At 61.2% G+C, this 12,955-nt stretch carries 15 protein-coding genes; 2 read left to right on the top strand and 13 right to left on the bottom strand.

The window, feature by feature from the left end; genetic code table 11:
• The first annotated feature begins 40 nt into the window (after positions 1–40).
• The gene (locus tag EPA99_RS01410; RefSeq protein WP_129469399.1) at positions 41–763 is read left to right on the top strand and encodes a glycosyltransferase family 2 protein; all 723 of its coding nucleotides are present in this window, start codon (positions 41–43) and stop codon (positions 761–763) included.
• Between the two features lie 4 nt (positions 764–767).
• The gene (locus EPA99_RS01415; protein WP_129469400.1) at positions 768–1,109 is read left to right on the top strand and encodes a lipid-A-disaccharide synthase N-terminal domain-containing protein; all 342 of its coding nucleotides are present in this window, start codon (positions 768–770) and stop codon (positions 1,107–1,109) included.
• A gap of 48 nt (positions 1,110–1,157) precedes the next feature.
• On the opposite strand, the gene EPA99_RS01420 is transcribed toward EPA99_RS01415, so the two are convergent.
• The 13 genes from EPA99_RS01420 to EPA99_RS01480 form a co-directional block, all read right to left on the bottom strand.
• Positions 1,158–1,436 (bottom strand): hypothetical protein, encoded by a 279-nt coding sequence (locus EPA99_RS01420; RefSeq protein ID WP_129469401.1) that lies wholly within the window; start codon positions 1,434–1,436, stop codon positions 1,158–1,160.
• A gap of 37 nt (positions 1,437–1,473) precedes the next feature.
• Entirely contained in the window at positions 1,474–1,977 is a 504-nt protein-coding gene (locus tag EPA99_RS19135; RefSeq protein ID WP_129469402.1) for a DUF4189 domain-containing protein, read from the bottom strand.
• Between the two features lie 14 nt (positions 1,978–1,991).
• Positions 1,992–3,080, bottom strand: a complete 1,089-nt coding sequence (locus EPA99_RS01430) for a TrbL/VirB6 family protein (RefSeq protein WP_129469403.1) — start codon at positions 3,078–3,080, stop codon at positions 1,992–1,994.
• Positions 3,081–3,173: 93 nt separating this feature from the next.
• The gene (locus EPA99_RS01435; RefSeq protein ID WP_129469404.1) at positions 3,174–3,974 is read right to left on the bottom strand and encodes a hypothetical protein; all 801 of its coding nucleotides are present in this window, start codon (positions 3,972–3,974) and stop codon (positions 3,174–3,176) included.
• A 61-nt stretch (positions 3,975–4,035) separates the two neighbouring features.
• The gene (locus tag EPA99_RS01440) at positions 4,036–6,510 is read right to left on the bottom strand and encodes a VirB4 family type IV secretion/conjugal transfer ATPase (protein ID WP_129469405.1); all 2,475 of its coding nucleotides are present in this window, start codon (positions 6,508–6,510) and stop codon (positions 4,036–4,038) included.
• Positions 6,511–6,590: 80 nt separating this feature from the next.
• Positions 6,591–6,896, bottom strand: coding sequence for a VirB3 family type IV secretion system protein (locus tag EPA99_RS01445; protein ID WP_129469406.1), 306 nt, complete (start codon positions 6,894–6,896; stop codon positions 6,591–6,593).
• Positions 6,889–7,281: a TrbC/VirB2 family protein gene (locus tag EPA99_RS01450; protein ID WP_241688216.1), complete on the bottom strand. Its 393-nt coding sequence runs from the start codon at positions 7,279–7,281 to the stop codon at positions 6,889–6,891. Before EPA99_RS01450 ends, EPA99_RS01445 begins: the two co-directional genes overlap by 8 nt.
• An 89-nt stretch (positions 7,282–7,370) precedes the next feature.
• Complete coding sequence (locus tag EPA99_RS01455) at positions 7,371–8,270, bottom strand: lytic transglycosylase domain-containing protein (protein WP_129469407.1); 900 nt, start codon at positions 8,268–8,270, stop codon at positions 7,371–7,373.
• 49 nt (positions 8,271–8,319) lie between these two features.
• Positions 8,320–9,366 carry a P-type DNA transfer ATPase VirB11 gene (gene virB11 / locus EPA99_RS01460; protein WP_425479145.1) on the bottom strand — a complete coding sequence of 349 codons (1,047 nt, stop codon included), beginning with the start codon at positions 9,364–9,366 and terminating at the stop codon, positions 8,320–8,322.
• A 10-nt stretch (positions 9,367–9,376) separates the two neighbouring features.
• Positions 9,377–10,576 carry a TrbI/VirB10 family protein gene (locus EPA99_RS01465; protein WP_129469408.1) on the bottom strand — a complete coding sequence of 400 codons (1,200 nt, stop codon included), beginning with the start codon at positions 10,574–10,576 and terminating at the stop codon, positions 9,377–9,379.
• Entirely contained in the window at positions 10,573–11,352 is a 780-nt protein-coding gene (locus EPA99_RS01470; RefSeq protein ID WP_129469409.1) for a TrbG/VirB9 family P-type conjugative transfer protein, read from the bottom strand. Before EPA99_RS01470 ends, EPA99_RS01465 begins: the two co-directional genes overlap by 4 nt.
• 15 nt (positions 11,353–11,367) lie before the next feature.
• A complete protein-coding gene (locus EPA99_RS01475) occupies positions 11,368–12,384 on the bottom strand; it encodes a VirB8 family type IV secretion system protein (protein ID WP_129469410.1) in 1,017 nt (338 codons plus the stop codon).
• A 74-nt stretch (positions 12,385–12,458) separates the two neighbouring features.
• Positions 12,459–12,863 (bottom strand): hypothetical protein, encoded by a 405-nt coding sequence (locus EPA99_RS01480; RefSeq protein WP_129469411.1) that lies wholly within the window; start codon positions 12,861–12,863, stop codon positions 12,459–12,461.
• Between the last annotated feature and the right edge of the window lie 92 nt (positions 12,864–12,955).

The raw sequence follows: 12,955 nt of genomic DNA on the forward strand, positions 1-12,955 counted from the left end.
TCCGACTTCCCCCCGACATTGAACGCCGGATAATGCGCGCATGCCCTTGCCTTCCCTGTCCGTGGTCGTGCCCGTCTTCAACGAGCGCGACAACATCGCGCCGCTCGTCCATGAAACCACCGCGGCGCTGCGCGGGCTGACCGCCTTCGAGATCGTCTATGTCGATGATCACTCGCGCGATGACAGCCTGGCCGTGCTGCAGGCCCTGAAGCTCCAGGTGCCGGAACTGCGCGTGTTGCAGCATGTGCAGCAGAGCGGCCAGAGCACCGCCATCCGCAATGGCGTCAAGGCCGCCCGTGGGGAGTGGATCGCCACCCTGGATGGAGACGGGCAGAACGATCCGGCCGATATCCCCAAACTCCTGAAGGCGCGTGCGAGCGCCGATTTGCGGGTGAAGCTCTTCGCGGGCTGGCGTGTCAATCGCCAGGACAGCGGCAGCAAGCGCTGGGCCTCCAAATGGGCCAACGCCATCCGCTCGAGCATGCTCAAGGACGCCACGCCCGATACCGGCTGCGGCATCAAGCTGTTCGAGCGAGAGGCCTTCCTCGACCTGCCGTACTTCGACCATATGCATCGCTACCTGCCCGCGCTGATGCAGCGCGCAGGCTGGCAGACCGTCAGCGTGCCGGTGAATCACCGCCACCGCACGGCGGGCGTCTCCAAGTACAACAACCTCAACCGCGCCCTGGTGGGCATCCGCGACCTGCGCGGCGTCGCCTGGCTGATCGCGCGCAGCAAGCGCAGCGCGATCCGGGAACTCTGATCGCATGGAAGTGCACTGGCTCAACCAACCGATCGAATGGCTGTACTGGACCGGCATCCACATCACCGGCTGGAAACTCATCGGCTACATCGGTGCCTTAATGTTCGGCGGGCGCTGGCTGGTGCAGTTCGTGGCCTCAAAGCGCGCCGGTAAGCCCGTCATCCCGCGCTTGTTCTGGTACATGAGCGTCGTCGGCAGCCTGATGACCCTGAGCTACTTCATGTTCTCGGCCAAGCAGGACTCCGTGGGCGTCCTGCAGAACCTGTTCCCTGCTTTCACCGCGGTCTACAGCCTGTGGCTGGACATCCGGCATCGCGGGTGGAAACGCGACAGGTCAGATCACTGACGCGCCCAACAAACCAACCTTCCCCAGAAGCGCCCAGGCGAGCGGCGATCAACCGCTGCCGTAATCGGGGACGCCATGCGAATGCGGGCAGATCATTTCGTAGGTTGGGATGTAGTGATAGTTCACGTACTGCGAGATCGGCATCCAGGTCCCCGCCGCCGGCGAGACCGCAATCCAGCCATGCGAGGGCATGCCAAGACTGCAGAACTTGAATGGATCGCCGCCGTAGGGGATATCACCAGGGTAGTAATACGCGCTATCGGCCTGAGCGGTCGCAGCTAGCGCCAACGCGGCTAGCATGCAGAGCATCGATCTCTTGATTTTCATTCAATGCCTCCTCCAATAATCGGCTAAAGACCGCTGCTTACTTGTAAGGGTGAAAGATTGGTTTGTTGCAAGCCGCCCAAATGACCTTGCATGAGCCGTCAGGGGCAGCGCACCGGGAGAGCGCGTGCTTACCCGCCTTGGCCGAATTTTTTCCGACACCTGTCCCTGTCATACCGCCTCGGCCGCCCACTGGCCAAGCAAGCGCCATGCATTGATTCGCTGACCAAGCCAACACGCTGCAGTTGCTTCCACCCTTCGAGTGGCAGCCAGCAATCGCGGCATCCTCCGCGTCAATCCTGCTGACTCGATTATCGCTTGCACCAATAACAGTCGCGTTTACGTCAACAGCTAGTGCACTGTAGCGCGACTCCCATTCACCAGATGGAACTGGCGGTGGTAAGGGTGCAGTCGAGCCGGCGTCTGGCATGGGGCCACAGGTGACCGCCCCAGGGGTTGCGCCGTACGGGCATGCGGTCTGCGCTTCAGCAGGAATCGAGGCGCTAAGAAGTGCCATGCAAAATAAAAATATTATCTTTAGCATCAGGTTTCCCCAGCCTACCTTGCTTGACCCAGGTCAGAGCCAACCTTGATCGAATTATCGTTCCCGCTTCCCATATTCCCAATTGGGGGGATGCCCGCCACTGAGCCAGGTTGCACCTGTGCGCGCTGACCGATATCGACAGGCTGACTCACTTGAGGTTGATAAGTCCTTTGCTGCTGATGCTGCGGGGGTGGCGAGTTAAGTTGCGCCCCCATCTGCGAATAAGCGCTGAAGCTGCCCAGCGTACCTTGGAAGAACATTGCCGCCATGGGTGGGGCGCCGATGATCAACGTCGTCAGGATCAAGCCGATGCCGCCCTGCTGCATGGCCATGCTACTGACGCCATCCACAGCGGAATCCGAACTATTCATGATAAGCAAGTTCTGTGTTGCAAAAGCTGCGGCGGACGCACCGACGATCTTGGTAGCGACGGACACCATGAAGCAAAGTACGGAAAACGAAAACATGGTGCCTATGCCGTAAAGCAGCCACTTACTGAACAGCGCCTTCGTTTGATCGAATATCAGGCACAAGACAAACAGCGGCCCAAGACCGATAAATAGCGCGAGGGCAATTTTGTAAAGCAACATCATCGAGCTAGCAACGACCGAGGGGCCGGCCACTCCCACCGTGGTCATCCACTTTGCCCTGTCGGCATTCTCCTTAATGGCCGACACGCCTCCGTTATCCAGCGCGTCCAAAGCAAGGAGGCTGGCCGACATAAAGCCTAGGTTCTTATCGATGTCATCTTGGGGCGGCTCGTCCTTGCCGGTGACGAGCTCGTTAACCTCGCGCGGCAGAGAATTACTGAACATGTCGTAGAGAGGCACTGCGCCCCAAGCCATGGTAGTGGCGACTGAAACAATCAAAGCTGCACGAAGCGACTGGATAGCCAAGCCCATCATGGACTCGCGTGACCTTCCACTCACCACGAGGAAGCCCTGCACAAGAATCCAAAGCGTGACAACCACCAGCGCGATCACCGTCGCCCATTCGAGGAACCCGCCCATTAGGTTGTAACGAAAGATTTCGATTTCCTCGTCGAGAAAATCAAAAATCAATTTAAAGAACGCCCAACGGCTGAATTCGGATACTGCCAGCATGATCTCGATCCTAGTGGTCACGCCCTGAACATCGATGCGTGGATATTGCGTGCGTGAATGGGCGCGTCAGCCCTTGCATCGATCAGATATTAATCACTTCTTCCATGGCGTCTTTTCGGTATGAAGCGTCTCAAGACTTCCAGCCAGTACACCTAGCGCTGCCACCTGACCCAGCGCACCGGTCATACTGAAGCTGCCAGGATTGCCATCGATTGCTTGCTTGCTAAGATGCTGGATCGACTTATTGATATAGGCAACTCTTGCCGCATAGGCTTGCTGGTAGCTATCGCTTTGCTGCTTGTCGATCTCCATCAACGTCATCAGAGCGACCAACTTGTTGGTGTTGTCAGCCAACTTGCCGGCATCGTTGCTGCCGATGTTTTCACGTTCCTTCTGGATCTTCTCAAACGCTTTGTAACGCTCTTGAGTGTTCTTGTAGACCTTCATTGCGTACGTGTATTGCGCGCGCTCGGTCTTCGCAAGTTCCTGGCACAGATTGTACTGCTGCGTCTGCACGCCTGTACCTGAAGCCGGTGCCTTGCAGAAATTGGCCACCGTCAAGTCCTGACTCTGGCTGGGAGCCTCGTCAGGAATTTTCTCATCGCCCTCGGGCTCTTTCAGCTTATCTCCGGCCTTCGAGTAATTACCGAGCTTCCGCATGGAGTCCAGGCGGTCGTTCATATCCTGCTTGATCTGGTCGCGCTGGCTGTTTTCCTTGTCCCACTGACTCGCGCTTCTGTTGATCAGCACTCGGTCATTGACTGCCCAGTCCGCTTTGGCTTGGCCGGTTGCGCCAAGCCCGAGGATCAATACCGTCATGGCGAGTGCCAGCGCGCCAGGACGGGCCGGCTGCGTCGAGAGACTCGGAGCACTGCGGAAAGTGAGCATATTCATGGTCGGTTCCTCGTGTTTGTCGCATTTGTCGCAAATTGAATCGTGACGCTGTAATAGGGTATCAACCAACCGCAGCGCGTTCGCGCCCGGCACGCGAGGGCTTGGCTGACTTGCCCGAGCCCTTGCGGTTGTCGTAAAAATCCTGGAGCCACTGCTCGGGGGTGAGCTGGTCGACCTTGATCTCCAGCTCGGCCGCGCGACGCGCCAAGACGTTGTGCATGATCTCAATATTGTCCGTCGACGCTGAGATCACCGCCAGCTCGTCGTCCATGCCGCGCAGATTGAGCTGGCAGACCGTCGAGGCATGGCCCTGTTTGACTAGGAAGCAACGCGAACGCTCGTCTAGGGCCACCACGACCTGATACTCGGCCTCGGTCAGCTTCAAGCCGTCCATGTAGTCCTCCTTGCTGGCATTGGGGTTGGGCAGCAGGATCATGGTGGCGGTCTGCTCGACGAGGGCGGCAGAGATATCACTCGCCAGGGCGTCCTCCGGGCTCTGGGTCGCGAAGATGCCCAGGCCGTTTTGCTTACGGATGGTCTTCTGCTTGTTCTTGGCGAATTCCTTCAGGCCACCCTCGCCGTCCAGGATTTTCCAGAACTCATCCATTACATAGATCAGCGGCCGGCCGTCGATCAGCGCTTCAAGCCGGTGCAGCAGGTAGTTGATCACCGGCACTCGCACTTCCGGGTTGTCGATGATGTCGGTGTAGTCGAACCCGATGATGTTGGCCTTCTCCAGATCGATCGTATCGACCGGATTGTCGAAGACCCAGCCCAGCGAGTTGCCCGCGGTCCAGCGGCGCATGCGGGCGTAAAGCCCGTCATCGCCCATGTTCGGCAGGCTTTTCTGGAAATTGGTCATGCTGCGCAGGTGCGGCGGCGTGTCCAGCAGGTTTTCGACTGCCCGGAAGATGTCCTCTTCCTCGCGCGCGGTATAGGCGCTCTTGCCGGCCAGCACCTTCACCAGGTCGGCCAGGAACTGCACGTTCGCTTCGGTGCGTTCACACTGGAAGGGGTTGAAACCCGTTGGCTGGCCGTTTTCCAGCGCCAGGTAGTTGCCGCCACAGGCACGCACGAAGATCTCGGCGCCTCGATCCTTGTCGAAGAAGAAGATCGTCGGCGAGGGTTTTAGTTTCTGCACCTGGCTGAGCAGGAAGTTGATCAACGCGGTCTTGCCGGTACCGGACTTGCCGATGACCATGGTGTTGGCGATCGCCTTTTCGCCCAGCGAGTTCTCGCCCGGGTTGGTGGCATGGAAATTGAAGTAATAGGGCTGGCCATTCGTGGTCTGCAGCGTGGTGACGCACTCGCCCCAGGGGTTGTTCTCTTTTTTGCCTCCGGCGAAGTTATGCAGCGGGGACATGCCCAGGAAGTTCAGCGAGCTGAGATTGGCCAGGCGGCTCCGATACTTCCAGTTGCCAGGCAGCTGCGAGTAGAAAGAGGCCACCACCGCGATGTCCTCCTTGGCCGACACGAAACCGGCGTTGGACAGCTCGGCGCGGGTCGTCGCGATCTGCTGGCCCAGTTTCTCCTGGCTATCGGCGTAGACGGCGATGAGGAAGTGATACTCGCCCAGTACGAAGTTGCCGGAGGCCACCTGGTCCATCGCCATGTCCAGCTCGGCGATCTGACTGACCGCCTTGTCGCCCGAGGACACCATCATGCCCTTGGTGCGGTCCAGCACCTTGAGCGCGTCCTGTCGGCCCATGGGGCTGAAAGAATGCGTCATCACGTACTCGAAGTCGAGATACTTCAATCCATTGAGAATGCCCGGATAGGTCCCGTCGGCGTACTCCTTGATGTTGAGGATGGCGCCATAGTGATTGACGCCATGCGGCGTGGTCACCGCGAAATCGCCTGTCTTGCTGGAGAACGTGTGCTTGCTCACCGGCAGGTAGTCGTAGACCGGGGCGTTGAGCACCGGCACCGGCTCTTCGATGCGATTGAGCAGGTAGCCGAAGAACTCCAGCGTCTCGGAGAACACCATCCCGTTGCTGGCCTCGTACATGCCCAACCGGTAGGGCGAATACTCCTTGAGCACGGCTTCGACATTGCCGGCCAGCTCCAGGACCTTGGAGACAGCCTGGTCCTGTGCGGCCTGCAGCCGTTCGAGGTCGGAGGTCTTCTCGACGAAGCGCTTGCCCTGCACGACCGGACGATAGATCAAGGTCAAGTACAAGTCGTTGTGCATCAGTTTCTGCGTCGACAACGACTGGTAGTAGGTGTCCGAGAGCTTCTGGTTGAATGCTTCACGAAAACGACTGCGCATATCGATGCGCTTGCGACGGCGCACGTCGTGCGCCCAGAAGGCCACATTGGTGAAATCAGGCGCGCGCAAGGTCTGCAGCAGGCGATTGAAGGTGTTGTGACGGTGTTCGAGATCCCATTCCTCGCGGCCCACGAACGGCAGGCCTTCCAAGTGCCACGTCAGCAGAAAATCTCCACCGGTGGTCTTCACCACCGAAGGTGCGACGTGACTGGACAGCGTGATGAACTCGCTGATCTCGGTGTCCGGATGGAACTGGGCCTTGGCCATGTTGCGTTCTTGCCGTGTTCTGAAGGAGGAATGCGCTTTGGAATGGAGGGAAGTGCCGGCCAACCTGACCGGCACCGTGATCACACCGGCGGAGGCTTCTGCCGGTACTTGTTCGGCGTCAGAACCCACATCCCGCCGTTGTCGCGCACGTTGCGCATGCGCAGGCGGACCTGCAAGTTGAGCCCGAGCAGACGGAAGATCATCTCGTCGCGGCGGGCGAGTTGCCGTAGAACGAAGATGACAACCGGGATCAGGAACAGGAAGAACAGATTCGTGTAAAGCGCCAGCAGCAGCGTCCCGCCCGCCCCAATGAAGAACGGGATGTAAGGCACACCCATGAACATGGGCGGGCGGGTGCAGCCGCGGAAGACGACGTTCTTAAGCAACGTATTGGACCATTGCACTGACCATGGCGGTGCACGAGTCACTATTTTCGTCGCCACCAATGATCATCGCAGCGATCTGGCCGGCGGCGCCGATCAAAAGGCCACCGATCAGGATCGGGGCCACATCACCGATGCGCTTGTGGGCAAAGGCGATCTGGTAGCCGGCAAAGATGACAGCAATGGTCACTACGAGGATGGATGCCATGCCCAGCAGCCCATTGAATTTCTCGAGGAAGCCACAGACCTTACCGTCAGTGCCGGCATAGTCATCGGGGCCTGCGAACGCGGGCAGGGCAACAAGCGCTGTAAGAAGCAGGGCCTTGAGCAAGGCCTTGCTGACATTGGCGGCGGACTGCGCCATTTCATTACGGGTCTTCTGGTCCATTGTGAATCTCCTGACTTTGGAAGGGGTGGAGCGGTTGCTGGGTGGAGGCGACGCCTCCGGAGGCTGACGCCGGTCGGGGGAGACCGGCGTCAAAACACGAAAGCGCGGTCGGGCCCAGGGGCTGGGGGCGCGGCCGATGCCTGCTGAGGCGCGGGCTGTGCTACGGGTGCGGACACTGGATGGCCGTGAACGCTGACGGTGGGAACCGCCGGCAGGGCATCTGCAGCAGGCATGCCCTCGGCAGCCATAGCCGGGGCGCTTGACATGGCCGATGGCATGCTGGCAGCCATCGCGCCACCTGTCGGCGCCGCGACCGCAGGCTGCGACGCCGTCGCAGGCTGCATCTGCGGACCAGTCGGTGATTCAGAACGCGACGGACCCGTCACCACCAATGCGCCATCCGACGCCTGGCTGCGCTGCGCGGCCGCTGACGAATCCACGATCCGATGCCCGACCACATCTTGGTCGCGCGCGCTACGCTCGCGCTGGACCGGCTTACGGCCCTCCTCGGCCACCACATCGATCGCGGCGGTTCGGCGATCGGCCGCTTCCACCGCACGGCTGATCGAGGCGTACACCTTCTGCACGTAGCCGTGCCGGAACCCAGTGGTGAAGTTGCCCGAGTAGTAGCAGCTAAAGGACTTGCCCCAGTCTCCGCTAGCCCGGCCGTAGCACTCGGCGAGGATCTTGGACGCCGCGCGCAGGTTGGCGCAGCTCCCGAAGGCCTTCTCGTAGGAGTCCAGCCCGTAGCGCGCCAGGTTGTAGCGGTTCACCTGCGCCAGCCCGACGGAGAAGTTATAGCCCTTGTCCTCGAGCATGCGGACAGTGGCCAATGCTTCGTCGAGATTGCGTGGCTGGCGAACCAGGCGGCCGCCCACCACCCCGATGGCGAAGGGATTGAACGACGATTCGACGTGCACCACGTGCCGCATCACGTCCATCGGCACGGCCATGTCGGTGCAGGCCAGCATTTCCAGACCGGGCAGCATCAGCGCAGACCTCCCGTCGCCAAGACTCCAAGTTGCATGCGGGACAAGTTCATTCGACGTAGCCCCTCTCAGGATTGAAGTCGATGCCGGTGATGTAACGGCGGCCAGCATGGGCCTTGATATGGACCAGGATGTCGATGGTCATCATCAGCAGGCGCTTGATCGTCGCAAACTCCAGGCCCGCGCCCTCGGTGGAGGCCTTGACCATCAGCGCCAACTGGTCCCAGGTCTGCGCCGTGCTGCCTGCATGGCAGCTGGTGATCGAGCCGGGATGACCGGAGGCGCAGTTGCGAATGAAGTAGAAGGATTCGTCGCCACGCAGCTCGGCCAGGATGATCCGGTCAGGCTTCATGCGCAGGCATGCTTCCATGCAGCTCTTGGCGGTGACGTTACTCGTGCTCTGCCCGCCCTTGGAATACAGCAGATGCACGGCATTGGGCTGCTGGATGAACAGCTCGCGCGCATCCTCGATGGTAACCAGGCGCTCATCGTGCGGAATGTGGTCCACCAGCGACTTCATGAAGGTGGTCTTGCCGCTGCCCGTGGCGCCGGACACCACGATGTTCTTCTTGTACAGCACGGCCTGGCGGAAGAACGCGGCGTAGTCGCGCTGGTGACGCAGCTCCAGCAATTCGCGGTCGTGGTCGGACAGGACCGAGTTGGTCTCCAGGATCTGATCGAAGAACCCGTCCTGCTGGTACTGGGCCAGGGTGCGGGTCTGCTTGGACGGCAGGCGGATGGTGATGGAAACCTTGCCGGCGTCGCAGGCAGGCGGAATCACGAACTGCGCGCGCTGACCGGTCGGGAAGGTCAGCGACACCACCGGGTCGGTGTCGGTGATGCGTTGGCCGGTATTGCTTTCGTTGACGACCGCCGTGCAGAACTGGCGCGCGCGCTCGAAGGTCAGGGACGGCACCTGCACATGGCGCCAACCCGAACGTGTTTCCAGGTACAGCTCGCCCGGCCGGTTGATGCAGATCTCCGTCACCTCCGGATCGGCCATGAACCCCAGGATGCCCAGCACATCGTACTGGTAATCCAGGAAGGCGCTGGAGACCTTTGCCAGGGGTTCATCCATGTCCATGGCGAGCGTCATCGTCGCATCCTCAGTACAGCGACACGACGCCGCTGAAGTCCACGTCCTTGGCGACGTAGACGTTGATGATGGTGCCCTGGTTGACGGTTACGGTCGGCGGGCGGCGCATGTTCTCGCTCAAGGCGTCGTTGGCCAGGCGCTCCATGGTGCGCGCGGTGGCGCTCTCGTAGGGGTTCTGCACGACCACGCCACTGCCTGCATAGCCATAACTGGGCGGGCCGTTCTCCGCGGCAGCGTACTTAAAGGCATCAGCCACCATGCTGATCAACAGCGCGGAGGTGATGCGCTGGGCCCAATGCGCGTCGTACTGGCCCGGGACACCGGAGCTGCCCAGATTGTCCACGCCCGGGCTGGACATGTTCACATCGATGCCGGTCGGCGTGGTGATGCGGTCCCAGATCACCTCGATGCGATCGCTGGTGCCCGAGGCGCCGCGCCGGTAGCTGCCCAGCACCTTGGAGCCCTTGGGCAAGAGCAAGTTGTAGCCGTTGATGGAGTACACCGGCTCGGTGACGATGCAGGAAGTAAAGCCGCCGAAGTCCGAAATGATGCGCGACTCCAGCACGCAGCGGATATAGGTCCCGCGGACCAGCAAGGCGTTGGGTTTCTGGATGAAACGTGCGCTGGTGGCACGCTCGCTGTCGGGTACCGCGCCGGCGATCGGGCCGGCCTGGTTCTGCCCGGGTGCACCCGGCTGGCCGGGGGCACCGCCCGCATCGACACCGCTATCGGCCTGACCACCGCCAGCGCTTGCCAGGATGCGGCGCTCCAATAGCGATGGCTCGCGCGGACGATCGACGCCACGCACGTTCGCTGGCAGCGGCGCCGGTTCCGGCGGTTCGGGCATGGGCGGGAGCGGCGGATTGGGCTCGACCGCGATCGGCTGGGCGGGCGCCTCGACCGGCGGCGGCAGCACCTTGGCGTCCGGCACAGCGACCACTTCCTCGCGCTTGGGACGCGGCTTGTCGTCCTTGCCCCGGCTGGTGAACACCAGCACCACAAAGATCAGCAGCACACCAACGATGGCAGCCAGGAAACCCAGCGCCTTGCGGTTCAGGCGCTGGTTCTCGGCACTGCGCAGCTCCGGCGCGCCCGCGTCCAGATCGGGCACTTCGCGTTCCTGATGGCGCGCGTAGTAGGGGTTTTCCGCAACGCCCTCGCGCTCGTCGCGCGGATCGGTTGGTGGAACCGGCGGCTGATTCTGACTCATTGCTTCACGCTCCTGCGAATGCCGACGACCTTGTTCCCATGGCGGATCACCAGGTAGGGGTATGTCCCGTGGACCACCAGCATCTGATCCTGCACCGTCGTGTTGACCACGAATTCGTCGCCACGCTCTTCGTTGCGCGCGAACACGGCCGGGAAGTTTCCGCTCGGGAAATTGGCGGGGTTGAGGCGGATGTAGGTGAACTTGCCGTCGTCGTAGACGTTGCTTGGAATCAGGAACGAGCGCTTGTCCTTCGAGGCGTAGTCATAGCCGAAGTAGTAAGCGCGATGCTTGTCGATCGACGTGTCCAGCTGCGACTCCGTCTTGACGCTCTTGCCCTCGCTATTGGCCTTGACGTTGGCGAACTGCACGTCGCCCGGGTAGGTGAAGCGGATCTTGTACTGGACACCCTTGGCCCGTGCCTGATCCAGGGTGCGCCAGTCCGTCGCCACCACCTTCAGCTCGAAGATGTAGGAGTTGGTGGCGGTGCGGATCATCATGTTGGTATCCACGTCCACGTTCCTCGGCTTGAGGTAGAAGACGTTGTCGCGCCGAGTGAGCTCCCAGCCGCTACTGAAGCCGGTGCTGTAGTCCAGCACCTCTTCGAACGGGCTGAGTTCGATCTGCGTGGTGATGCCCAGGCCGGTCCTGACCGTGTACAGCGTGTCGGGCTTGTAGACATATTCGTCCACCACCTGCGCCTGGGCCTGTCCCGCCATGCAACAGACGGCGGCCGTGGCCAGCAGCAAGGTGATGCAGTAACGCGTGAACAATTTCATCCCTGGCATGCTCCGTCAGCGTTGGGGCGAGGTGGTGGGGGGAGTCGCTTGCGTAGGTGGTACGCCCTGACGCGGAACCGGTGCAACGCCCTGGGTTGCCGGTGTGGGCGCGGCAGTGGGGACCTGCCCGGCTTGCGGCATCGGCGCAGGTTGGCCCTGCATCTCGGCAGGCAAATCCGGCGTGGGCATCAGGGATTGATTGGCGGCATCCGGGCCCGCCGGTGATGGTGCCGGAGCCGCGGCTGCGCCAGCGGCGGGCTGGGCGACGCGACTGAACGCCGCATCCGTGGCCAGGGCCGGCGTCTCGGCGAAGTCGCTGTCGACGCGATAGCCAGTCACGCGAAAGCCCAATGGATTGGCCACGCGATCGCTCTCGCTCATCTTCAGGTTCGGATCGTACTTGAAGGTCAAGGTCGCGATCTTGTTGTCTATGAAGCGCGAGCTGCCATTGGTTTTGTCATACAGGCTGCGCTGAAACCGCACGGTCGCGCCGCGCGGCGTCTTGCCCTTGCCATCGCTGTCGAACACGATGCTCAGAATCTTCACGCGGATGGCTTTGGTCGAACCAAATGTCGCGTAGGGGCTTTCGGGGTTGTTGCGCGAATGCAGGGCGGTGTAGCCCGAAGCCACTTCTGGCGTCGCCATGGTGTACACGGTCTTCCAGTAGTCCAGCTGCATCAACGCAACGTCATAGGACTCGCGTGCGGTGACGAAGTGGGTGACATTGCTTCGATTGAGCGCCTCGCTCGTGGTGATGCTGTTGTTGGCGAAATCCCCCTGCAGGCGCGCGACGGTCGCCGTCCCACTGAAGGGGTCGGCCATCACCAAAAACGGCACTTTCTCCTTGAGCGGCAGGACGAAGAAGTAGCCGCCGGCGAGGATGATCGACACCACCATCGAGCAACCCGCCACGATCCAGGCCCGCTTCTCACTGCGCTTGGCGAGATCGGCGATGCTGATCTCGTAGTTGACCGCCTTGGACACGGCGGCCTGCACGCCTGGCTGACTGTCGTCTTTTTTCTTACGTTGCATGGTGAACGGAACTTTCCTTGGATGCGACCTGAGCGGAATGCTGTTGCGGACTCATCGCTGCACGGTGGTGCAGCTCAGTTGCTCCGTCTCCCGGTGACAACGAGTTCCCGACCATCGCCACGGATGGCGACGCCACGTTCGGCGTAGGCCTGGTTCAGCACCTCCACCGCCTGGGTGAGATCGGTCGTGCTGATCTTGGCCACAGGCCCGTAAAGCGTGTAGTCGGAGGTCGCCGAGTAATCCAGCCGCATCTGATTGTCCGAGGCCCAACGCTCAAGCATGTGCTTCAGCGTCCCGTCGCTGGGAAGCGCCTGGAACACGTAGGACGAATAGAGCGGGATCTCCATGCTGGATTCGGAGAAGTGATTGACCGGCTTCCATCGCCCGCCGAAGTCGGGTGCCGGTTTCGTCGCGCAGCCGACGACCAGTGCGAGCATCGCCAATGCGGAAACGACACCTAGAGTCTTGCTTGCCTGCATGCAACCCACTTCCTTATTTTTCAATCAGATGAGAGCAGACGGCGCCCGCATCGCCAGATGCGGCCGAGCTGTGATCGGATGAAGATTCGTGA

Source organism: Pseudoxanthomonas composti, from assembly GCF_004122095.1.
Classification (GTDB): domain Bacteria; phylum Pseudomonadota; class Gammaproteobacteria; order Xanthomonadales; family Xanthomonadaceae; genus Pseudoxanthomonas_A; species Pseudoxanthomonas_A composti.

Excerpts from the sequence above, each read along its gene's own strand:
- EPA99_RS01410 (WP_129469399.1), top strand. The coding sequence starts at position 41 with ATGCCCTTGCCTTCCCTGTCCGTGGTCGTGCCCGTCTTCAACGAGCGC.
- EPA99_RS01415 (WP_129469400.1), top strand. The coding sequence starts at position 768 with ATGGAAGTGCACTGGCTCAACCAACCGATCGAATGGCTGTACTGGACC.
- EPA99_RS01420 (WP_129469401.1), bottom strand. The coding sequence starts at position 1,436 with ATGAAAATCAAGAGATCGATGCTCTGCATGCTAGCCGCGTTGGCGCTA.
- EPA99_RS19135 (WP_129469402.1), bottom strand. The coding sequence starts at position 1,977 with ATGCTAAAGATAATATTTTTATTTTGCATGGCACTTCTTAGCGCCTCG.
- EPA99_RS01430 (WP_129469403.1), bottom strand. The coding sequence starts at position 3,080 with ATGCTGGCAGTATCCGAATTCAGCCGTTGGGCGTTCTTTAAATTGATT.
- EPA99_RS01435 (WP_129469404.1), bottom strand. The coding sequence starts at position 3,974 with ATGAATATGCTCACTTTCCGCAGTGCTCCGAGTCTCTCGACGCAGCCG.
- EPA99_RS01440 (WP_129469405.1), bottom strand. The coding sequence starts at position 6,510 with ATGGCCAAGGCCCAGTTCCATCCGGACACCGAGATCAGCGAGTTCATC.
- EPA99_RS01450 (WP_241688216.1), bottom strand. The coding sequence starts at position 7,281 with ATGGACCAGAAGACCCGTAATGAAATGGCGCAGTCCGCCGCCAATGTC.
- EPA99_RS01455 (WP_129469407.1), bottom strand. The coding sequence starts at position 8,270 with ATGCTGCCCGGTCTGGAAATGCTGGCCTGCACCGACATGGCCGTGCCG.
- virB11 (WP_425479145.1), bottom strand. The coding sequence starts at position 9,366 with ATGACGCTCGCCATGGACATGGATGAACCCCTGGCAAAGGTCTCCAGC.
- EPA99_RS01465 (WP_129469408.1), bottom strand. The coding sequence starts at position 10,576 with ATGAGTCAGAATCAGCCGCCGGTTCCACCAACCGATCCGCGCGACGAG.
- EPA99_RS01470 (WP_129469409.1), bottom strand. The coding sequence starts at position 11,352 with ATGAAATTGTTCACGCGTTACTGCATCACCTTGCTGCTGGCCACGGCC.
- EPA99_RS01475 (WP_129469410.1), bottom strand. The coding sequence starts at position 12,384 with ATGCAACGTAAGAAAAAAGACGACAGTCAGCCAGGCGTGCAGGCCGCC.
- EPA99_RS01480 (WP_129469411.1), bottom strand. The coding sequence starts at position 12,863 with ATGCAGGCAAGCAAGACTCTAGGTGTCGTTTCCGCATTGGCGATGCTC.